This window comes from Rhizobium sp. 25PS6, assembly GCF_032464655.1.
In the GTDB taxonomy this organism is placed as follows: Bacteria; Pseudomonadota; Alphaproteobacteria; order Rhizobiales; family Rhizobiaceae; genus Rhizobium; species Rhizobium laguerreae.
Genome location: NZ_JAWDIV010000002.1, coordinates 351,889 through 372,208 on the forward strand (window position 1 = coordinate 351,889; position 20,320 = coordinate 372,208).

The window sequence follows — 20,320 nt, forward strand, 5'->3', positions numbered from 1 at the left end:
TCAAGCGCTATGGCGTTCGGCAGAGGATAGTCGACGCAAGTGCACGAGCAGCAACGCGATTGCCGCAGGCGTCATCCCTTCAACGATTGCGGCCTGGGCAATATTGAAAGGGCGAGCAGCGCTGAGCTTGACCTTCAGCTCGTTCGAGAGACCGGCCAGTGCATCATAGTTGAAATTTAGCGGTATCTGCCGCTCCTCGTCGCGTTGTTGATCGGCAATCGCCGAGGCTTGTCGATCGAGATAAACCGAATAGCCTGCCTCGATTTCCAACGCTTCCGCAACTTTCCGTCCAATCATGCCGAGCTTCTCCGGCCAAACCTGCCGAAGCGCGGCGAAATCATAATTCGGATAGGACAGTAAGTCATACGCGGTTCGGCGCTGCCCATCGAGATTGATATTCAAGCCCGCGCGGCGCGCCTCATTCGGTGTCACCACCAGCGACTGCAGCAGCGCCCGACTGGTTTCGATCTCTGCCTGATAGGATGTGAATCGCTGCACCCGCGCGTCACTGACGCATCCAAGCCGCATGGCCAGCGGCGTCAAGCGCATATCGGCGTTGTCAGCCCGCAAACTCAGCCGATACTCCGCGCGCGATGTAAACATTCGATACGGCTCCGTAACGCCTCGTGACGTGAGATCGTCGATCATGACGCCAATATAAGAACTCGTCCGGCTGAAATGGAACGGATCCGAATCGCTGCTTCGCAATGCGGCATTCAGCCCGGCTGCCAGTCCCTGCGCCGCCGCCTCTTCATATCCGGTGGTGCCATTGATCTGGCCGGCGAGAAACAAGCCTCTCAGCCGTTTGACCTCCAGCGATGGAGTAAGCTCTCTCGGATCCACATGATCATATTCGATCGCATAGCCCGGTTGCAGTATCCTTGCCGCTTCGAGGCCGGGGATCGTTTTGATGAAGTCTGCCTGCACCTCCGCCGGCAAGGAGGTAGAAATCCCGTTCGGATAGACCGTGTCATCATCCAGTCCCTCAGGTTCGAGAAAGACCTGATGTCCATCTCGCTCTCCGAATTTCACCAACTTGTCTTCGATAGACGGGCAATAACGAGGCCCGACACCTTCGATCTGCCCGGAATACATTGCCGAGCGCATAATGTTGTCGACAATGATGCGGTGGGTCGCTTCGGTCGTTCTGGTAACCCCGCATTCGATTTGTGGCGTGGTAATCGTGTCGGTCATGAAGGAGAAGGGGACAAGCTCCTCGTCAGCCCCCTGTCGACCGATGGATTGCCAGTCGATCGTCTTGCCGTCCAGCCGGGCGGGTGTGCCGGTTTTCAGACGTCCCAACCGCAGTCCCAGCCGGGCGAGGGTCGCAGATAATCCGATCGACGGCGCTTCACCGACACGTCCGGCCGGTGTCTTTTCCGACCCGATATGAATAAGACCGCGCAGAAAGGTTCCAGTGGTTAAAACCACCGCCGGCGCTTTCAGGGTCCGACCATCCTTCATGATCACGCCAGCGACGCAACCATCGACAACGTCCAGATCAAACGCATCGCCCTCGATGATATCCAGGTTCGGCGTCGCTTCGATCGCCGCCAGCATTGCTAGGCGATAAAGCTTTCGATCGGCCTGCGTCCGCGGTCCTCGGACAGCCGCGCCTTTCTTCTTGTTGAGCATCCTGAATTGAATGCCTGCAACATCGGCGATCCGACCCATCAGGCCATCCATCGCATCGATCTCCCGAACAAGATGGCCCTTGCCCAGCCCGCCAATTGCCGGATTACAGGACATGACTCCGATCGTGTCCCGCCTATGCGTAATCAGAGCGGTTTTTGCCCCCAGGCGCGCAGCTGCGCTGGCAGCCTCCGACCCCGCATGGCCGCCACCGATCACAATCACATCGAAGACATTATCCGTCATTCAAGACTCCATACCCGGTAGACGTTTCACGTGAAACCGTGCAGGGCCTTTGGCTCTAAAGGTTTCACGTGAATCATTTGCCAATACAAAATTCGGAGAAGATTACGCCGAGCAATTGTTCGACATCCACTCGACCAGTAATTCTGCCCAAATACTCAGCGGCAATTCGCAACTGCTCGGTCCGCAGTTCAAGATTCACATCCGGCTGCGATATGGCCGCATCAAGCGCCGCCAAGCATTTCGCGAGCGAATCCTTATGCCGCAGCCGGCTGGGAATTGCCATAGACAGGCCGGCAAAACGTCTCTCGACGATGTCGCCGATCAACCGCCGTAATTCCGATAGACCGTCACCCGTCGCCGTCGAAATCTGCAAATCATACCGACCCGAAGCGATTTCGGTCAGATCCTTCTTTGTCCCGACAGTAACATGCGGAGAGGACTGCTCCAAGTCGTCGGGAATCAGAGGATTCGTCATGTCGACCAGCAACAAGACAAGATCGGCATCACGGAGTGCTACGCGCGCGCGCCGCACACCTTCTATTTCGACTCTGTCGTCCGCCTCGCGAAGACCGGCAGTGTCATAGAGCTTGATCAGGTAACCATCAATGTCGAGATCAACCTGCAGGACGTCGCGGGTGGTTCCGGCAATCTCCGTCACGATGGCGACGTCTCGACGCGCCAAAGCGTTCAACAGGCTCGATTTTCCAGCATTCGGAGCACCGGCGATGACCACTTTGAAGCCGTCTCGGATAATCTCGCCGGCCGAAGCTGCTGCCAGGTGATCCCCGATATCGCTGCGAAGCTTCGCCATATCGGCCCAGACTGCATCCGATACCGACCCTGGAACGTCATCCTCGTCGGGGAAATCAAGTTCCGCCTCGATCAGCGCGCGGGCGCGCGTTAATCGTTCCGCCCACGAATCGTAAATTGCAGAAAGCCCGCCTGCGCTATGTTCGACCGCAAGGCGTCTCTGCATTTCGGTCTCGGCGCCGATGAGATCGGCCAGCCCTTCCACCTCGACGAGATCAAGCTTGCCGTTTTCGAAGGCCCGGCGGGAGAACTCACCCTCGACCGCCATCCGAACACCCGGAATATCGCCAAGGGTGTGAAACAGCGCCGCCAGCACGGCTCTGCTGCCGTGGATCTGCAGCTCGGCAACATCCTCGCCGGTAAACGAATTCGGAGCAGGAAAAAACAGCACCAGGCCGCTATCGATCGGCTGATTGTTACGAGTCCGAATCGTTCGGTGAGACGCAGACCGGGCTGCCGGAACGGATCCGACGAGCTTCACCAATATGTCTCTGGTCAGCGGGCCGCTGATTCGAACGACTGAAACACCCGAAGGCAGGGCGCCACTCGATAGTGCATATATCGTATCATTCAACATGGCCATATCGCCTGGTTCATCAGTTGGAATCGAAATCGATCCTCTCAAATAGAAAAGCTGGCGGCATCGCAAGATGCCGCCAGCTTCAAGGGGTGAATCCGGCTAAGGATTATGTGTTCATCGATTCGAAGAAGTCGGAATTATTCTTCGTCTGCTTGAGCTTGTCGATCAGGAATTCGACCGCATCGGTCGTGCCCATCGGCGCCAAGATACGGCGGAGCACGAAGATCTTCTGCAGATCCTGACGTGGGACCAGAAGGTCCTCCTTGCGCGTACCGGACTTCAGGATGTCCATTGCCGGGAAGATACGCTTGTCGGCGACCTTGCGGTCGAGGACGATTTCCGAGTTGCCGGTGCCCTTGAATTCTTCGAAGATGACTTCGTCCATGCGGCTGCCGGTATCGATCAGCGCCGTCGCGATGATCGTCAAAGAGCCGCCTTCCTCGATGTTACGCGCCGCGCCGAAGAACCGCTTCGGCCGCTGCAGAGCGTTGGCGTCCACACCGCCGGTCAGGACCTTGCCTGACGAGGGAACGACCGTGTTATAGGCACGGCCCAAGCGCGTGATCGAATCGAGCAGAATAACAACGTCGCGTCCGTGTTCGACAAGGCGCTTGGCCTTCTCGATGACCATCTCGGCCACCTGCACGTGACGCACCGCCGGTTCGTCGAAGGTCGAGGAGATTACCTCGCCGCGAACCGAACGCTGCATGTCGGTCACTTCTTCGGGGCGTTCATCGATCAGCAGGACGATCAGATAGCACTCCGGATGGTTGGCGGTGATCGAATGCGCGATGTTCTGCAACAACACGGTTTTACCGGTACGCGGCGGCGCGACGATCAATCCACGCTGGCCCTTGCCGAGCGGTGCCACCAGGTCGATCACACGTGGCGACAGATCCTTGGTGGTGGGAATATCCAGTTCCATCTTGAAGCGCTCATTCGGATAGAGCGGCGTCAGATTGTCGAAATGAACCTTGTGACGGATCTTTTCCGGATCGTCGAAATTGATGGTGTTGACCTTGAGCAGCGCGAAATAGCGCTCGCCTTCCTTCGGCCCACGGATGGGGCCTTCGACCGTATCACCGGTTTTCAGCGAGAAACGGCGGATCTGCGACGGGGAGATATAAATATCGTCCGGGCCCGGCAGGTAGTTCGCATTGGGCGACCGCAGGAAGCCGAAACCGTCCTGCAGCACTTCGACGACGCCTTCGCCGATGATTTCGACATCCTGGCTGGCAAGCATCTTGAGGATCGCAAACATCAGCTCCTGCTTGCGCATCGTGCTTGCATTCTCGACCTCGAGCGATTCGGCAAATGCCAGCAGATCCGTCGGGGATTTACTCTTAAGTTCCTGAAGCTTCATTTCAGCCATGAAGTGACCAATACTCTTTTCAATTTCAAAGGGGAAAGGCGATGTTGGGTCGTATTCGGTACCGCGAAAGGGCTCGCAGACGACTGAACTCTACACACATGCCACGTAGATGAGGTGCGCGGAAAATAGCGACTCGCAATCGCTGCCGCAAGAGGGCTGGTTAAAATGAAGCAAATTTAACCTGAGGACGATTTTCCTCAGAAAGGTTTCACCACGACGAGGATGACGATCAGGATCATCAGCACCGTCGGGGCTTCGTTCATGAACCGCCAATAGCGCGCCGAGCGGCGGTTTTCATCCCGATCGAAGGCCCTGACGGCGCGGCTGAAGAACATATGAACACCGGTCAGCAGTACGACGAGACCGATCTTGGCATGCAGCCAGCCGCCCTGGAATCCATAAACCGACCAGGCGAGATAGAGGCCAAAAATCCACGTCAGCATCATCGCCGGCGTCATGATGATTCGAAGCAGCCGACGCTCCATCACCTTGAAAGTTTCCGATTGCACCGAGCCGGGCTCCGCATCGGTGTGATAGATGAAAAGCCGCGGCATGTAGAACAGTCCTGCCATCCAGGAAATGACTGCAATGATATGCAGCGCCTTGATCCAGAGATAGAGATTATCGGGGTTCCAGGCAAAAAGCCCGACCGCCATCAGCGCAAAGAAGGCCAGCGCAAAATGAGCCCGGCGCCGGGCGTAGGCGCCGGATCTCCGATCGGTCTGCTTTTCCATCGTCACGCCCCGCCTCGCACGCGATCCACCAGCAGACGCACATGCTCTGGGTCGGCCTGCGGTGTAATGCCGTGACCGAGATTGAAGATCAGCGGACCATTGCCGAGATGCTGCAGAATATCATCGATGCCTTCCTCCAGCGCCCGGCCGCCGGCAACGACGCGCATCGGATCAAGGTTGCCCTGAACCGGTCCATCCTTTTGAAGTTCGGCTGCAAAGGCCAGCGGAACCGACCAGTCGAGGCCGATCGCATCAGCACCCGTCTTCTGGCGATAGGTCTTGAGCTGATAGCCGGCGCCCTTGGCAAAGGCGATGATGCGAGCATGCGGCCGTTGTGATTTGACGGAAGCGATCATCCGCGCAACCGGCTTGATCGCGAACGCCTCGAACTCCTTCTCGCCGAGAACACCTGCCCAGGAATCGAAGATCTGCACGGCATCGGCGCCGGCATCGATCTGGGCGACGAGATAATCGGCCGATACGTCGGCAAGCAGCATCAGCAGATGCTCGAAAGCGCGGGCATGCTTGTAGGCGAAGAGACGGGCAGGGGCCTGATCCGGCGTGCCGTGACCGGCAATCATGTAGGTGGCAACCGTCCATGGCGCGCCGCAGAAACCGAGCAGCGTCGTCTCCGCTGGCAGCTCTTCACGCAGCCGCCGTACCGTTTCCAGAACCGGCCTGAGATAATCGACAACCTCTTCGCCGTTCAAACTGCCGATCCCGGCTTCATCGATCGGATCCATCTCCGGGCCATGGCCCTCGGTGAACCGGACATTTCGCTTCATTGCGTCTGGAATGACCAGGATATCGGAAAACAGAATGGCCGCATCGAAGCCATAGCGGCGGATCGGCTGCAATGTCACTTCGACGGCGTGCTCAGGCGTGTAGCAGAGATCGAGAAAACTCCCTGCCTTTGCCCGTGTCTCCCGATATTCCGGAAGATAACGTCCTGCCTGTCTCATCAGCCAGAGAGGAGGAGGGGAGAGGCTTTCGCCACTCAAAACCCTCATGATCTTTCGCCGCGTATCGCTCAAGCGCTTCTTCCCTATAAAAAAACAAAGATCTTTTAAAAGGTTTCTATTTCTTAGAGTCGGTGACTATCAAGGATTAAAATCCATCCACCGCCGATGCCATTTATCGCGCGCCTGCAAAAGACCATCGGAAGGATTTGCCGATCTCCTCCGAATTTCGGGGAGAAGCCGAATCTGAAAGTGATTCCAGATCCTTCCAGCTCGGCGATTTTTCTCATAGCTGTGGATAGGCTGTGGACGAGCTTTCAGGAAATAGATCTCTTCCCCATCGTCCACAGGGCCAATCGAAACTGATCCGCAAAATCCGAAATGTGGATAAGGAGGCATGTTTTCCCTTGCCCGAGACTGCCTCGCCGCCGTAGCTCTGTTTCATCCAGTCTTTTCAACAGGCAGCGGAAAATAGCGTGGAGAACAGAACGAACTTCTTTCATCTGCATCTGATTTCTGACTCAACAGGAGAGACTCTGATCTCCGCCGGGCGCGCCGCGTCGGCGCAGTTCAGATCGGCGCAGCCGATCGAACATGTCTATCCGCTGATCCGCAATCGCAAGCAGCTGCTGCCGGTTCTACAGGCGATCGATGACGCCCCCGGCATCGTGCTCTACACTATTGTCGACCGGGAGCTTGCGAGCCTGATCGATGAACGCTGCATCGAGATGGGTGTCGCCTCGGTGAATGTGCTCGAGCCGGTGATGAATGCCTTCCAGATCTATCTCGGCGCCCCGTCTCGCCGCCGTGTCGGGGCCCAGCATGTGATGAATGCCGGCTACTTCGCGCGCATCGAAGCGCTGAATTTCACCATGGATCACGATGACGGCCAGATGCCCGACGATTACAACGAAGCCGATGTCGTGATCATCGGCATCAGCCGTACGTCGAAAACACCGACCAGCATCTACCTCGCCAACCGAGGCATCAAGACGGCGAACATTCCAATCGTCTATGGCGTGCCATTGCCCGAGAGCCTCTTCGTCGCGAGTAAACCGCTCATCGTCTGCCTGATCGCCACCACCGACCGTATTTCCCAGGTGCGAGAAAATCGTGTGCTCGGGGTGACGCAGGGCTTCGATCGCGAACACTACACCGATCGCGCCGCAATTTCCGAGGAGCTGAAATATGCCCGCTCCCTTTGCGCCCGTCACAACTGGCCGCTGATCGACGTCACCCGGCGCTCAATCGAGGAAACAGCCGCGGCAATCGTTGCCCTGCGGCCGAAGCTGCGCTAAGCGCTGACGAAAAGCCGGCACGCCGAGGAACCCATGACGCCGAAACTCATCCTTGCATCGCAGAGCCCCTTTCGCCGGATGCTGATGGAAAATGCCGGTCTGCCCTTCGAGGCGCATGCCGCAAGGATCGATGAACGGGCCATCGAAGCGCCGCTGGAAAAAGCCGGCGCTAAGCCTGATGCCGTGGCCCTCGTCCTGGCAAGAGCCAAGGCTGAGGAAGTCAGCCGCCGTTTTCCGGATAGCCTGGTCATCGGTTCGGATCAGACGATGTCGCTCGGCGACAGCGTCTTCCATAAGCCGAAGGACCTGGCCGACGCGGCTAGCCATCTTCAGGCACTTTCCGGCGTAACTCACCGATTGAACAGCGCCGTCGCCATCGTCAGCGATGGCGTGGTCTTGTGGGAACATCTCGCCCATACCGAACTGACGATGCGGCCGCTGACGGGGGAGTTCATCGCCAGACATCTGGCGCGGGTTGGCGAACGGGCGCTTTCCAGCGTCGGCGCCTATCAATTGGAGGGGGAGGGCATCCAGCTCTTCGAAAAGATCGAGGGTGATTATTTCACCATTCTCGGCCTGCCGATGCTGCCGCTCTTAAAAAAATTGCGAGAACTCGGAGCGATCGATGGGTGATTCACGTGAAACATTTGGGCCGAAAGCGTTTGTCACGGGCTTTCCCATCAAGCATTCGCGCTCGCCACTGATCCACGGATACTGGCTGAAGACGCTTGGCCTGCCGGGCAGTTATCGCGCTCATGAAGTGGCGCCCGGGGCCTTTGCCGATTTCATTCACTCGTTGAAGGATGGCAGTTCCGGCTTTACCGGGGGCAATGTCACCATTCCTCACAAGGAGTTGGCGTTCCGGCTCGCCGACAAACCGGACGCGCTATCGCAAGAGCTCGGCGCCGCGAACACGCTCTGGCTGGAGGACGGCGCTCTGCATGCGACGAATACCGACGGTCGCGGCTTCATCGCCAATCTTGATGAACGCCATCCGGGCTGGGACCGGCATGGCACGGCCGTCGTCTTTGGCGCCGGCGGCGCCAGCCGGGCGATCATCCAGGCGGTCCGTGATCGCGGTTTCAAGGAGATCCACGTCGTCAACCGCACCGTCGAACGCGCGCGTGAACTCGCGGATCGTTTTGGCCCGCGTGTTCGGGCCTACCCGATCGGGGCGCTTGCCGAAGTCATGAGCGGCGCCGGCCTCTTCATCAACACAACCTCGCTCGGCATGGACGGCGAGCCAGCGCCGCAACTCGATTTCTCGCCTCTTGCAGCCAATGCCGTCGTCACCGATATCGTTTATGTCCCCTTGAAGACCCCGATCCTGGAGCAGGCGGAAGAGCAAGGATTTCCCATCGTCGACGGTCTCGGCATGCTCTTGCACCAGGCCGTGCCCGGATTCGAGAAATGGTTCGGCCAGCGTCCCGTCGTCGATGCGCCGCTGCGCGCGCTGATCATCGCGGATATGGAAGCACACTGATGCTGAAGATCGGCCTTACCGGCTCCATCGGAATGGGAAAATCGACAGCGGCAAGGCTCTTCGCCGATGCCGGAATCCCGGCGAATGATTCGGATGCCGTGGTCCACGATCTCTATGCCGGCGAGGCTGCACCCCTGGTGAATGCTGCCTTCCCCGGCACGATGAAAGATGGAGCCGTCGACCGACATGAACTCGGCCGCCAGCTCGCTGTTGATCCTGCCGGCTTCAAACGCCTGGAAGCGATTGTCCATCCGCTGGTTCGCAAACGCGAGACGGAATTTCTGGAACGGCAACGCGCCGCCGGCGCCGACATGGTATTGCTCGATATTCCATTACTTTTCGAAACTGGCGCCGAGGCAAGAGTGGATGTCATCGTCGTCGTCAGCACTGATCCACAGATTCAGCGCCAAAGGGTGCTTGCGCGCGAAGGCATGACCGAGGAAAAATTCGAGATGATTCTCTCACGCCAGACGCCGGACACGGAAAAACGGCGCCGGGCCGATTATCTGGTCGATACCAGTCACAGTATCGCGACGACGAGGGAACGAGTGCTTGAGATCGTCGCCGACCTGAAAACGCGGATTGCCAAGGGAGATTTCCGGAATGCGTGAGATCATCTTCGATACGGAAACAACCGGCCTCGACAACCGCGCCGACCGCATCATCGAAATCGGCGGCATCGAGCTCTTCAATCATTTCCCCACGGGCAACACGATCCATATTTTCATCAATCCTGGAGATCAGAAGGTTCATCCGGATGCGCTCGCCGTGCACGGCATCACCGATGAATTCCTGAAGGACAAGCAGCCTTTCGCCGACATTGCCGAACAAATCCTTACCTTCTTCGGCGATGCGAAGTGGATTGCCCACAACGCCACCTTCGATATGGGCTTCATCAACGCGGAATTCGCGCGGATCGGTTTGCCGCCAATCCTGCCGGAACGGGTGCTCGACACGCTGTCAATGGCGCGGCGCAAACACCCGATGGGACCAAATTCGCTCGATGCGCTTTGCCGGCGCTACGGCATCGATAATTCGCACCGCACCAAACACGGCGCGCTGCTCGACTCTGAACTGCTTGCCGAAGTCTATATCGAGATGATCGGCGGCAGGCAGGCAGCCCTCGGTCTCGGCATGGTCGGCAAATCCAACCAGGCAGTGCGCGGTGACACGGGGATGGAAGACGACGTGGTGATTGCCGTGCTCGAGAGGCCCCGGCCGCTCGCCCCGCGCCTCAGCCAAACCGAGGAGCAGGCGCATGAGGCGCTCGTCGCCAAGCTCGGTGAAAAAAGCGTCTGGGCGAAATACGCCAACCTCGATTAAACCGGTCCTCAAATGAACCGGTCCTCAATTGAAGATGCCTGGGACCAGCCCGGGCATCCGCATTTCAGACAAGAAAGAGCCGGTCAGTTCGGGACGGCCTGAACCTTGGCGCGGGCCTGTTCTTCGGCAACGCGCTGAGCGAACATCTGCGTGAAGTCGATCGGGTCGATCATCAGCGGCGGGAAACCGCCGTTGCGGGTGACGTCGGCGATGATCTGACGGGCGAAGGGGAAAAGCATGCGCGGGCACTCGATGAACAGAACCGGCAGCATGTGTTCCTGCGGGAAACCGGCAACGCGGAAAACGCCGCCATAGGTGAGTTCGGCATGGAAAACCGTCTTGTCGCCGTCCTTGGCTTCGGCATTCAGCGACAGCACGACATCGAAATCCGTATCGGAAAGCGGGTTGGCATTGACGTTCACATTGATGTTGATCGTCGGCGCCTTGTCGCGGGCCTGCAGCGAACGCGGCGCACCGGGATTTTCGAAGGACAGATCCTTGGTATATTGCGCAAGGATCGAAAGGGTGGGGTTGGCCGCACCGTTGCTGTTGTTATCGTCTGCCATTGGCTTTTCCTCGAGGGGCATGGGAATGGTGCCGCCATCTAACATTTCAGGGAAGGGCTTACAACCCTGGGCGCTTGGCGCGGTTGATCAGCCGCAGTGCCTCAGTCGCCGAGATGCTTGCCGGACCAAGGCGAGTTGCGATCCGGCTCCCTATGATAGTCCTCCTCGTCGAGATCGACTACCTTCGAGTTCGGCTTGCGGTCGCGGAAATCGGGTTGCGGACCCGAGGAAGAGCCGCCCTTGGCATTGACGACGACGAAGCGTTTGGCGATCGCCCGCCAGACGAGATCACGCACCGGCGGAATGAGAATGAGGATCGCGATGATATCCGTGAGGAAGCCGGGAATGATCAGGAGCAGCGAGGCGATGACGTTCATCGCCGGCCGCAGCAGGTCGCGGCCCGGCATCACCCCATTTCGTCCTTCGCTCGACATGCGGCGCAAAATACCGATTCCCTGCCGGCGCAGCAGAACCACGCCGACAACGAAACCCAGCATGACCAGAACAAGCGTCAGCCACAATCCGATAGCCTGGCCGACGACGACGAAACCGGCAATTTCGGCGAACGGCAGCAGCAGAATGAAGGCTGGCAGTATCGAAAAACGCATGTCGGTCATGTCCCGGGCTCGCCGGTCTCCTCTTTGCGCCGGCGAAGATGCCAGCCATCATTTGAATCATCTGTATAGGCAGACTATATGGGAGTACAAATCAGAGATGTTAACGGCGGCTGCGATACGATATGAGTTCGAACGACTTCATCACATTATTTTTCCTGGTGGCGGCTGTGCTGATTTTCTTTCAGCTCCGCTCCGTGCTCGGGCGCCGTACAGGAAATGAGAAGCCGCCGCGCGACCTCTATACGCCGCGGGATGCGGCTCCGGCCGAAGCCGGCAAGGTCGTGACGCTGCCGCGGCGCGATGCGACGACGGAGGATGAGGATCGCTTCGCCGCCATCGATGCTTTCGCGGCGCCCGGAACGCCGCTCAACGAATCGCTGCGTGCGCTGAACAAGGCCGATCCCGCCTTCAGCCCGAAGGAGTTTCTGAACGGCGCCCGCATGGCTTATGAGATGATCGTCATGGCCTATGCGGATGGCGACCGGAAAACGCTGAAGAACTTGCTGTCTCGCGAAGTCTATGACGGCTTCGATGCGGCGATCGGCGAGCGTGAAGCCCGGGGCGAGAAGGTGAAGTCCACTTTCGTCGGCATCGACAAGGCCGAAATCACCCATGCGGAAACAAAGGGCAGCGAAGCGCAGATCTCCGTGCGCATCGTCAGCCAGCTGATATCGGCCACCTACGACAAGGCGGATGTGCTGATCGAAGGCGACGCCGAAAACGTCGCCGAGGTCAACGACCTCTGGACCTTTGCCCGCGACACCCGCTCGCGCGATCCGAACTGGAAACTCGTGGCGACCGAATCGGAACATGAGTGACCACGCATCGGACTTCGTCCTGCAGGCAATAAGCTTCGACACTCTGGAAGGCTGGAAGGATGATGATCCCTCCGGCCTTTTTGAAGTCATGCGAAGCTGCCAGCGGCAGATCACCGATGTCAAACCGTACCGCACCGGATCGCTGGGCCTGAGCTCGGAAGACCTGCTTCCGCTTCTCGCCGCCGCCGGAGATTTCATCCCGTCATCTCCGGCATCGGCACGCGCTTTTTTCGAGACGCACTGTCGGCCCTTTCTGATTCGCCGCAAGGACGGCAATGCCGGCTTCGTCACCGCCTTCTACGAACCTGATATCGACGTGTCGGAGCGGCCGGACGAAATTTTCCGTTTTCCCTTCTACCGGCGTCCGGACGATCTGATCGATCTCGACGACGCCAATCGCCCCGCCGAACTCGACAAGGCCTATGCTTTCGGCCGTCTGCATGAGGGCCACGTCACTGCCTATCCGGACCGCCGCGCCATCGATCAGGGATTTATCGAGGGCCGCGGCCTCGAAATCGCCTGGGCGAAGTCGAAGGTCGATGTCTTCTTCGTGCATGTGCAAGGCGCTGCCCGCCTGCGTTATGAGGATGGTCGTATCGGCCGCATCACCTATGCGGCGAAGGCCGGCCACGCTTTCTCGGCGATCGGCAAGCTGCTGATCGAGCGCGGCGAGATCGATCGGGCGGAGATTTCGATGCAGGCGATCCGTGCCTGGCTGGGGCGCAATCCCGAGCACGTCGATGAAGTGTTATGGCATAACCGCTCTTATATTTTCTTCCGTGAAGCGCCGGTTGCCGATCCGCAGGCAGGTCCGATCGCCGCCGCCAAGGTTCCGCTTCTCGCCGGGCGCGCGCTTGCGGTCGACCGGATGATCCATACCTTCGGCTTTCCCTTTTTCATTCGCGCCGAAAGCCTCACCCATCTCGACCAGGGCCGGCCGTTCCGCCGGCTGATGCTGGCGCTCGATACCGGTTCGGCGATCGTCGGGCCGGCGCGGGGTGATATCTTTACCGGTTCTGGGGATATGGCCGGGGAAAGTGCCGGCACCGTCCGCAACGAGGCCGATTTCGTCATCCTCATTCCCAATGCCGCCGCTGGACGATTCGACTGATGGCCAGGGATCGCAAGCTCAACACCGACGAGAGGATCCTCTGGGGCAAGGTCGCCCGCAGCACCCGGCCGATGCCCGGCAAGGCGGGGGCGTTGACCGAACTCGATGCTTTTCTTGCCGAAGCCGAGGCGGCGGCCGAACGGGAACAGGAAAAGCAGACGCCCGCCACACCCACGCCGCCGCAGCCGGCAGCACCGTCAATGGCGAAACCATCGGCCGGGGTGCATCATCCGCTGGAAAAGCCGGTCAAGCGGAAGATCGCCAAGGGCCGGCTGGCGCTCGAAGCGCGGATCGACCTGCACGGGCTAGTGCAGAGCCAGGCCCATGCCATCCTTCTCGATTTCCTGATCCGCGCCCATGAGCGCGGCATGCGCCATGTGCTGGTCATTACTGGCAAGGGCAGCTCCATGGGCAGCGACGGCGCGCTGAAGCGGGCTGTGCCTCTTTGGTTCTCGAAGCCGGAATTCCGCTACCTGATCTCCTCCTATGAACCGGCCGCACAGCATCATGGCGGTGAGGGCGCGCTCTACATTCGCCTGTCGCGGCGGCATGGGGAAAGGCCATGACACCCTTCGGAGAGGCGGTTCGCAGGCTGCGGGCGCGCAAGGGCGTCTCGCAGAAGGAGATGGCGGAGGCACTGAATGTCTCCCCTGCCTATCTCTCGGCGCTCGAACATGGAAAGCGTGGGCTGCCGACATTCGATCTGCTGCAGCGCATCGCCGGTTATTTCAACATCATCTGGGATGAGGCCGAGGAACTGTTTCTGCTCGCCCGTTCTTCGGACCCGCGCGTCGTGATCGACACCTCCGGCCTGCCCCCCGAATATACCGATTTTGCCAACCGGCTGGCCCGGCGAATCCGCAGCCTTGACAGCGCTGAGATAGGCCGGCTATCGGCTCTTCTCGAAAATGGCGGTAAAGGCGACGGAAAAGCGTCATAATCCCCTGTTTTATGCCTTGTTTTAGGGGCTTGCCATTGGGAAGTGGGTTCAAAAAACCTATATACGAGAGTGAAGAAAGCCGGTGATTCGCAAGGCGCACCGCAGCTTTACGACAACAGGGAAAATCTCGACAGAATGAGCGATACATCCGCGACGGAAAACGGCGTAAGCACCGAATATGGCGCAGATTCCATCAAGGTTCTGAAGGGCCTCGATGCCGTGCGCAAACGCCCCGGCATGTATATCGGCGATACCGACGACGGCTCCGGCCTGCATCACATGGTCTATGAAGTCGTCGACAACGCGATCGACGAAGCGCTTGCCGGCCATGCCGACATCGTCACCGTCACTCTCAATCCGGACGGTTCGGTGACCGTCACCGACAATGGTCGCGGCATCCCGACGGACATTCACACCGGCGAAGGCGTGTCGGCTGCCGAAGTCATCATGACGCAGCTCCATGCCGGCGGTAAGTTCGACCAGAATTCCTACAAGGTTTCCGGCGGCCTGCACGGCGTCGGCGTCTCCGTCGTCAACGCGCTGTCCGTCTGGCTGAAGCTGAAGATCCGCCGTCACGACAAGATCCATGAAATGAGCTTCACCCATGGCGTGGCCGATGCTCCGCTGAAGGTTACGGGCGACGCGCCGAATGAAACCGGCACGGAAGTGAGCTTCATGCCGAGCACCGGCACCTTCACCATGACGGAGTTCGACTACGGCACGCTGGAACATCGCCTTCGCGAGCTCGCCTTCCTGAATTCAGGCGTCCGCATCCTGCTGACCGACAAGCGCCACTCCGATATCAAGCAGGAAGAACTGCGTTATGACGGTGGCCTCGAGGCTTTCGTCGCCTATCTCGACCGCGCCAAGAAGTCGCTCGTCGACAAGCCGGTTGCCATCCACGGCGAAAAGGACGGCATCACCGTCGAAGTCGCGATGTGGTGGAACGACAGCTATCACGAGAACGTGCTGTGCTTCACCAACAACATCCCTCAGCGCGATGGCGGCACGCATATGGCCGGCTTCCGCGCGGCGCTGACGCGCCAGGTCGTTTCCTATGCCGACAGTTCCGGCATCACCAAAAGGGAAAAGGTGACGCTGCAGGGCGAAGATTGCCGCGAAGGCCTGACCGCGGTTCTGTCGGTCAAGGTGCCGGATCCGAAATTCTCCTCGCAGACCAAGGATAAGCTGGTTTCCTCGGAAGTCCGTCCTGTTGTCGAAAGTCTCGTCAACGAGGCGCTGAACACCTGGTTCGAAGAACATCCGAGCGAAGCCAAGATCCTCGTCGGCAAGGTCGTCGAGGCAGCCGCCGCCCGCGAAGCGGCCCGCAAGGCCCGCGAGTTGACCCGCCGCAAGGGCGCCCTCGATATCGCTTCGCTGCCGGGCAAACTCGCCGACTGCTCCGAGCGTGATCCGACAAAATCCGAAGTCTTCCTCGTCGAGGGCGATTCTGCCGGCGGTTCGGCCAAACAGGGCCGCTCGCGCGAGAACCAGGCGATCCTGCCGCTGCGCGGCAAGATCCTGAACGTCGAACGCGCCCGTTTCGACAAGATGCTGTCGAGCCAGGAAATCGGCACATTGATCACCGCGCTCGGTACCGGCATCGGCAAGGACGAGTTCAATGTCGAAAAGCTGCGCTACCACAAGATCATCATCATGACGGACGCTGACGTCGACGGCGCCCATATTCGCACCCTGCTGCTCACTTTCTTCTTCCGCCAGATGCCGCAACTGATCGAGCGCGGTCATCTCTATATCGCCCAGCCGCCGCTCTATAAGGTCTCGCGCGGCAAGTCGGTGCAGTATCTGAAGGATGAGAAGGCGCTCGAAGAATATCTCATCAGCCAGGGCCTGGAAGATGCTTCGCTGAGGCTCGGTAGCGGCGAAGTTCGCGCCGGCCAGGATCTGCGCGAGGTCATCCTCGATGCTCTGCGCATGCGCGCGCTGCTCGACAATCTCCATTCGCGCTACAATCGTTCCGCCGTCGAACAAGCGGCGATTGCCGGAGCGCTCAACGCCGAGCTCGCCAGCGACCCGGGGAGAGCGCTGGCGCTGGCAAACGAAGTGGCTGGGCGCCTCGACATCATCGCCGAGGAAACCGAGCGCGGCTGGCGGGGCGATGTCACAACCGATGGCGGCCTGCGCCTCGAGCGCATGGTCCGCGGCGTCAAGGAACTCGTTGTGCTCGACATGGCGCTGATCGGTTCCTCGGATGCCCGTCACATCGACCAGCTGACGGCACGCCTCAAGGAAATCTATCAGACGCCGCCATCGCTGCATCGCCGCGAAGGCGACGTCGAAATCTCCGGCCCGCGCGCCCTGCTCGATGCAATCTTCGCAAGCGGCCGCAAAGGCCTCACCATGCAGCGCTACAAGGGTCTTGGCGAGATGAATGCCGAGCAGCTCTGGGAAACGACGCTCGATCCGAACGTGCGCTCGCTGCTGCAGGTCAGGGTCAACGACGCCACCGACGCCGATGGTCTCTTCGCCCGCCTGATGGGGGACGAAGTCGAGCCGCGGCGCGAATTCATCCAGGACAATGCGCTAAGCGTCGCAAATCTCGATATCTAATTGATATTTCCGAAATAAATGGCCCCGCTATCTTTAGGATGGCGGGGCTTTCGTTTGCCCGATATCTGCTTGGCCTTTGGCTTCGCTCAATTCGCGACGAAGCGCCCGTTGAAGGCGACCTCGGAGAGCGGCTTGCGCTGGCTGGGGAATTCGCGCGCCTGATTGCGTTCGGAAAGAACGCTCTTGTCGGCCAGGCGGCCGATGGCGACGCCTGCTTCGACCCGGTATCCCTCGGGAATGGCGAAAGCCTGCCTGATCTCTTCATGCTTGATGCCGCCCATGCCATGGGCGTAAAGGTCGGAGAGGCGCGCCTGGATCGCCAGATGCCCCCATGCCGCACCGGCATCGAAGGAATGGGTGTAGCTCGGCTTTTCCTCAGCTGAGCCGGCAGCCCCGGTGAAGGCACGCGACACGACGAAGATCAGCGCCGACGCATTCCTGGCCCATTCCTGGTTGGCGTCGACGAGCAATGCGACGAATTTCTCCCAATGCCCTGAACCCTTGAGCGCATAAATGAAGCGCCATGGCTGGTGGTTGGCTGAGGACGGCGCCCAATGGGCAGCGTCGAGCAGACCGAGCAGCTGCGCCTCCTCGATGATTTCGCCGGTGAAGGCGCGCGGCGACCAGCGGTCGAGAAACATCGGATTGATCGGATAGTCGGATTCGCGGTGATTGCTCTTCGTCATGCTTGTTCCAGGGTTCGGGGCAGAAAATTTGGATCGGGGGCTGGGCTTAATCCGTCCAGACGATGTCGAGTTCTTCGCGGAAGGCAAAGCGCTTCAGATGATCGTCGATGACGTGCTGCATCCTTTCCTGTTGCGAGGGATCGGCGACGGAAAGTGTCATGGTCAGCGTCGCATCGTCGGCCGCAAACGTCACCTCGGCCGTATCGCTGAACGGCACCCGGCCCCTCAGAGGATCAAAATCGACGCTGAACTTGTGGCTCCAGTGTTTGCAGAGCTGCTGCAGGTAGCGGCTTGCATGTTCGGTCGGCACGACGGCCTTCGAGAGATGCATTTCGAACTCCACGTCATTTTGTATAGCAGAGACATATTTCCTGCTTCACCGGGCTTGGCAAGCGCAGCATCGTCGCAGTTTGGGTGTACAGACTGTCTTCATAAACGCGGCATCACGCCGGCGTCGAAGCAGGATAATGAACCATTTCGTCAATCGATCGGGGAGTTGCGCATGCTGGTGAACGGAAAATGGACGGAAGACTGGCAGCCCGTTCAGGCAAAGGACGAAAAGGGCGGCTTTATCCGCCAGACCTCGAGTTTCCGCAATTGGGTGACCCCGGGTGGCAGCGCCGGGCCGACCGGCGAAGCCGGCTTTGCCGCCAGCGCCGGCCGTTACCATCTCTATGTCGCCTATATCTGCCCCTGGGCCTCGCGCACCCTGATCGGCCGCAAGCTCAAGGGCCTGGAAGATATCATCTCGATCTCGGTCGTCGAGCCGCTGCTGGGCAAGCAGGGCTGGGGCTTCGGTGATTATCCCGGCGCGACGCAGGATCACGTCAACGGCGTAACCTATATGCATGAAATCTATACCAGGGCAGCACCGGATTTCACCGGCCGGGCCACCGTGCCGGTTCTCTGGGACAAACAGAAAAAGACCATCGTCAACAATGAATCCGCCGATATTCTGCGTATGCTGAACAGCGGCTTCGGCGGTCTGGCAAAAAATCCGATCGATCTTTACCCGGCGGAGAGGCGCACCGAGATCGATGCTTTCAACGATCGCATCTATCCTGCCCTCAACAACGGTGTCTACCGCGCCGGTTTCGCCACCACGCAGATCGCCTACGAAGAAGCCTTTGCCGATGTCTTTGCCTGCCTCGACTGGGTCGAGCAGCAGTTCGAGGGCCGGTCTTTTCTCTTCGCCGATCATCCCACCGAGAGCGATATCCGGCTTTTTGTAACGCTGGTGCGCTTCGACGTCGCCTATCACGGCATCTTCAAATGCAATCTGCGCCGGCTTTCCGACTATGCCAATCTGCGCGCCTTCTGCCGCCGAATGCTGGATTGGCCGGGCATCGGTGAAACGGTGAATCTCGATCATATCAAGCGCGGCTACTATTCGATCGAAAGCCTCAATCCGACGAAGATCATTCCCTCCGGCCCGGATCTGGCGGAAATTTTTAGAGCATGATGCCGGCAGGTACCGGCGGTTTTCGGCAGAAAATCATCCGAATCGCGGCAAAGCCGTACCGCTTCCTGGGAAAGCCGTAATGACACCGATGAATAATTCGTTCATAGGTGGCTGCAAATCCGTTTTCGATGAGGAGGAATTCCATGAAGCTGATGCGTGTTGGCGAAGCAGGCGGTGAAAAACCAGCACTTCTCGATGCCGATGGCAAGATCCGCGATCTCTCCGGTCATGTCGCCGATATCGGCGGTGAAGCGATCGGACCGGCAGGCCTTGCAAAGATTGCGGCCATCGATCCGAAGAGCCTTCCGGAAATCGCACCCGGCCGCATTGGCGCCTGCGTCGCGGGCACTGGCAAATTCATCTGCATCGGCTTGAATTATTCGGATCATGCTGCCGAAACAGGTGCGACCGTGCCGCCCGAGCCGATCATCTTCATGAAGGCAACATCCGCAATCGTCGGACCGAACGACAATGTCGTCATCCCCCGCGGTTCGGAAAAGACCGATTGGGAAGTCGAACTCGGCGTCGTCATCGGCAAAACCGCCAAATATGTGACGGAAGCCGAAGCGCTGGATTATGTCGCCGGTTATTGCGTTTCCAATGACGTTTCCGAGCGCGCTTTCCAGACCGAGCGTTCCGGTCAGTGGACCAAGGGCAAATCCTGCGACACGTTTGGCCCGATCGGCCCCTGGCTCGTGACCAAGGATGAAATTGCCGAGCCGCAAAACCTCGGCATGTGGCTGACGGTCAACGGTCAGAAGATGCAGAACGGTTCATCGAAGACGATGGTTTACGGCGTTGCTTTCCTCGTCTCCTACCTCAGCCAGTTCATGTCGCTGCGTCCCGGCGACGTGATCTCGACCGGTACGCCTCCGGGCGTCGGCATGGGCCTCAAGCCACCGCGCTATCTCAAGAACGGCGACGTGGTCGAACTCGGAATCGAAGGTCTCGGCACGCAGAAACAGACCTTCGTAGCGGATCGTTAACGACGCTTCCTGTTGAGAAACTTAAGTTTTCAGGTCAATTATGATGCCGGGGATCAATTCTCCGGCATTTCTTGTGCGGGTCTGGTGCGTCAATGTTGCTGTGCAACAAAAACCTGTTAGTCTGCG

General features: G+C 59.2%; 21 protein-coding genes. 12 read left to right on the plus strand and 9 right to left on the minus strand.

Annotation, left to right across the window (positions count from 1 at the left end):
• The 5 genes from mnmG to hemE form a co-directional block, all read right to left on the minus strand.
• Positions 1–1,878: a tRNA uridine-5-carboxymethylaminomethyl(34) synthesis enzyme MnmG gene (gene mnmG / locus RWK44_RS04280; protein WP_316028404.1), complete on the minus strand. Its 1,878-nt coding sequence runs from the start codon at positions 1,876–1,878 to the stop codon at positions 1–3.
• A 73-nt stretch (positions 1,879–1,951) separates the two neighbouring features.
• The gene (mnmE, locus tag RWK44_RS04285) at positions 1,952–3,271 is read right to left on the minus strand and encodes a tRNA uridine-5-carboxymethylaminomethyl(34) synthesis GTPase MnmE (protein WP_316028405.1); all 1,320 of its coding nucleotides are present in this window, start codon (positions 3,269–3,271) and stop codon (positions 1,952–1,954) included.
• Positions 3,272–3,374: 103 nt separating this feature from the next.
• Positions 3,375–4,640, minus strand: a complete 1,266-nt coding sequence (rho, locus tag RWK44_RS04290) for a transcription termination factor Rho (RefSeq protein ID WP_020052216.1) — start codon at positions 4,638–4,640, stop codon at positions 3,375–3,377.
• Positions 4,641–4,837: 197 nt separating this feature from the next.
• Entirely contained in the window at positions 4,838–5,374 is a 537-nt protein-coding gene (gene hemJ / locus RWK44_RS04295; RefSeq protein ID WP_168284792.1) for a protoporphyrinogen oxidase HemJ, read from the minus strand.
• 2 nt (positions 5,375–5,376) lie between these two features.
• Positions 5,377–6,408, minus strand: a complete 1,032-nt coding sequence (gene hemE, locus RWK44_RS04300) for a uroporphyrinogen decarboxylase (protein WP_131665088.1) — start codon at positions 6,406–6,408, stop codon at positions 5,377–5,379.
• 401 nt (positions 6,409–6,809) lie between these two features.
• Here hemE and RWK44_RS04305 point away from each other — a divergent pair, with 401 nt between their 5' ends.
• Genes RWK44_RS04305 through dnaQ form a run of 5 tightly spaced genes read left to right on the plus strand, consistent with a single transcriptional unit; the run spans position 6,810 to position 10,437 of the window.
• Entirely contained in the window at positions 6,810–7,631 is an 822-nt protein-coding gene (locus RWK44_RS04305) for a pyruvate, water dikinase regulatory protein (RefSeq protein ID WP_316028406.1), read from the plus strand.
• 33 nt (positions 7,632–7,664) lie between these two features.
• Positions 7,665–8,264, plus strand: coding sequence for a Maf-like protein (locus RWK44_RS04310; RefSeq protein WP_131665087.1), 600 nt, complete (start codon positions 7,665–7,667; stop codon positions 8,262–8,264).
• Positions 8,257–9,114, plus strand: a complete 858-nt coding sequence (locus RWK44_RS04315) for a shikimate dehydrogenase (RefSeq protein ID WP_168284790.1) — start codon at positions 8,257–8,259, stop codon at positions 9,112–9,114. Before RWK44_RS04310 ends, RWK44_RS04315 begins: the two co-directional genes overlap by 8 nt.
• Positions 9,114–9,725 (plus strand): dephospho-CoA kinase, encoded by a 612-nt coding sequence (gene coaE / locus RWK44_RS04320; RefSeq protein ID WP_168284789.1) that lies wholly within the window; start codon positions 9,114–9,116, stop codon positions 9,723–9,725. Before RWK44_RS04315 ends, coaE begins: the two co-directional genes overlap by 1 nt.
• Positions 9,718–10,437, plus strand: coding sequence for a DNA polymerase III subunit epsilon (gene dnaQ / locus RWK44_RS04325; RefSeq protein ID WP_131665084.1), 720 nt, complete (start codon positions 9,718–9,720; stop codon positions 10,435–10,437). Before coaE ends, dnaQ begins: the two co-directional genes overlap by 8 nt.
• A gap of 83 nt (positions 10,438–10,520) precedes the next feature.
• On the opposite strand, the gene secB is transcribed toward dnaQ, so the two are convergent.
• Together secB and RWK44_RS04335 are read right to left on the minus strand one after the other, a co-directional pair.
• Positions 10,521–11,003, minus strand: coding sequence for a protein-export chaperone SecB (secB, locus tag RWK44_RS04330; RefSeq protein WP_003544086.1), 483 nt, complete (start codon positions 11,001–11,003; stop codon positions 10,521–10,523).
• Between the two features lie 101 nt (positions 11,004–11,104).
• Complete coding sequence (locus RWK44_RS04335) at positions 11,105–11,611, minus strand: FxsA family protein (protein WP_032999562.1); 507 nt, start codon at positions 11,609–11,611, stop codon at positions 11,105–11,107.
• A gap of 131 nt (positions 11,612–11,742) precedes the next feature.
• Here RWK44_RS04335 and RWK44_RS04340 point away from each other — a divergent pair, with 131 nt between their 5' ends.
• The 5 genes from RWK44_RS04340 to gyrB all read left to right on the plus strand — a co-directional run bounded on the left by RWK44_RS04340 (position 11,743) and on the right by gyrB (position 17,060).
• Complete coding sequence (locus tag RWK44_RS04340; protein WP_020052224.1) at positions 11,743–12,438, plus strand: Tim44/TimA family putative adaptor protein; 696 nt, start codon at positions 11,743–11,745, stop codon at positions 12,436–12,438.
• On the plus strand, positions 12,431–13,549 hold the full coding sequence (gene mltA, locus RWK44_RS04345) for a murein transglycosylase A (protein WP_168284787.1): 1,119 nt from the start codon (positions 12,431–12,433) through the stop codon (positions 13,547–13,549). Before RWK44_RS04340 ends, mltA begins: the two co-directional genes overlap by 8 nt.
• Entirely contained in the window at positions 13,549–14,115 is a 567-nt protein-coding gene (locus RWK44_RS04350; protein WP_168284786.1) for a Smr/MutS family protein, read from the plus strand. The genes mltA and RWK44_RS04350 overlap by 1 nt, the downstream gene beginning before the upstream one ends.
• A complete protein-coding gene (locus RWK44_RS04355; protein ID WP_131665081.1) occupies positions 14,112–14,489 on the plus strand; it encodes a helix-turn-helix domain-containing protein in 378 nt (125 codons plus the stop codon). Before RWK44_RS04350 ends, RWK44_RS04355 begins: the two co-directional genes overlap by 4 nt.
• Before the next feature lie 135 nt (positions 14,490–14,624).
• Positions 14,625–17,060: a DNA topoisomerase (ATP-hydrolyzing) subunit B gene (gene gyrB, locus RWK44_RS04360; RefSeq protein ID WP_316028407.1), complete on the plus strand. Its 2,436-nt coding sequence runs from the start codon at positions 14,625–14,627 to the stop codon at positions 17,058–17,060.
• A gap of 86 nt (positions 17,061–17,146) precedes the next feature.
• Here the strand turns inward: gyrB and RWK44_RS04365 are convergent, their stop codons facing one another.
• Together RWK44_RS04365 and RWK44_RS04370 are read right to left on the minus strand one after the other, a co-directional pair.
• Positions 17,147–17,746, minus strand: a complete 600-nt coding sequence (locus tag RWK44_RS04365) for a nitroreductase family protein (RefSeq protein WP_131665079.1) — start codon at positions 17,744–17,746, stop codon at positions 17,147–17,149.
• A 46-nt stretch (positions 17,747–17,792) separates the two neighbouring features.
• Complete coding sequence (locus RWK44_RS04370) at positions 17,793–18,077, minus strand: DUF2218 domain-containing protein (protein ID WP_131665078.1); 285 nt, start codon at positions 18,075–18,077, stop codon at positions 17,793–17,795.
• A gap of 171 nt (positions 18,078–18,248) precedes the next feature.
• Here RWK44_RS04370 and RWK44_RS04375 point away from each other — a divergent pair, with 171 nt between their 5' ends.
• On the plus strand, positions 18,249–19,208 hold the full coding sequence (locus tag RWK44_RS04375) for a glutathione S-transferase family protein (protein ID WP_316028408.1): 960 nt from the start codon (positions 18,249–18,251) through the stop codon (positions 19,206–19,208).
• A gap of 143 nt (positions 19,209–19,351) precedes the next feature.
• Positions 19,352–20,194 carry a fumarylacetoacetate hydrolase family protein gene (locus RWK44_RS04380; protein WP_131665076.1) on the plus strand — a complete coding sequence of 281 codons (843 nt, stop codon included), beginning with the start codon at positions 19,352–19,354 and terminating at the stop codon, positions 20,192–20,194.
• Positions 20,195–20,320 lie beyond the last annotated feature (126 nt).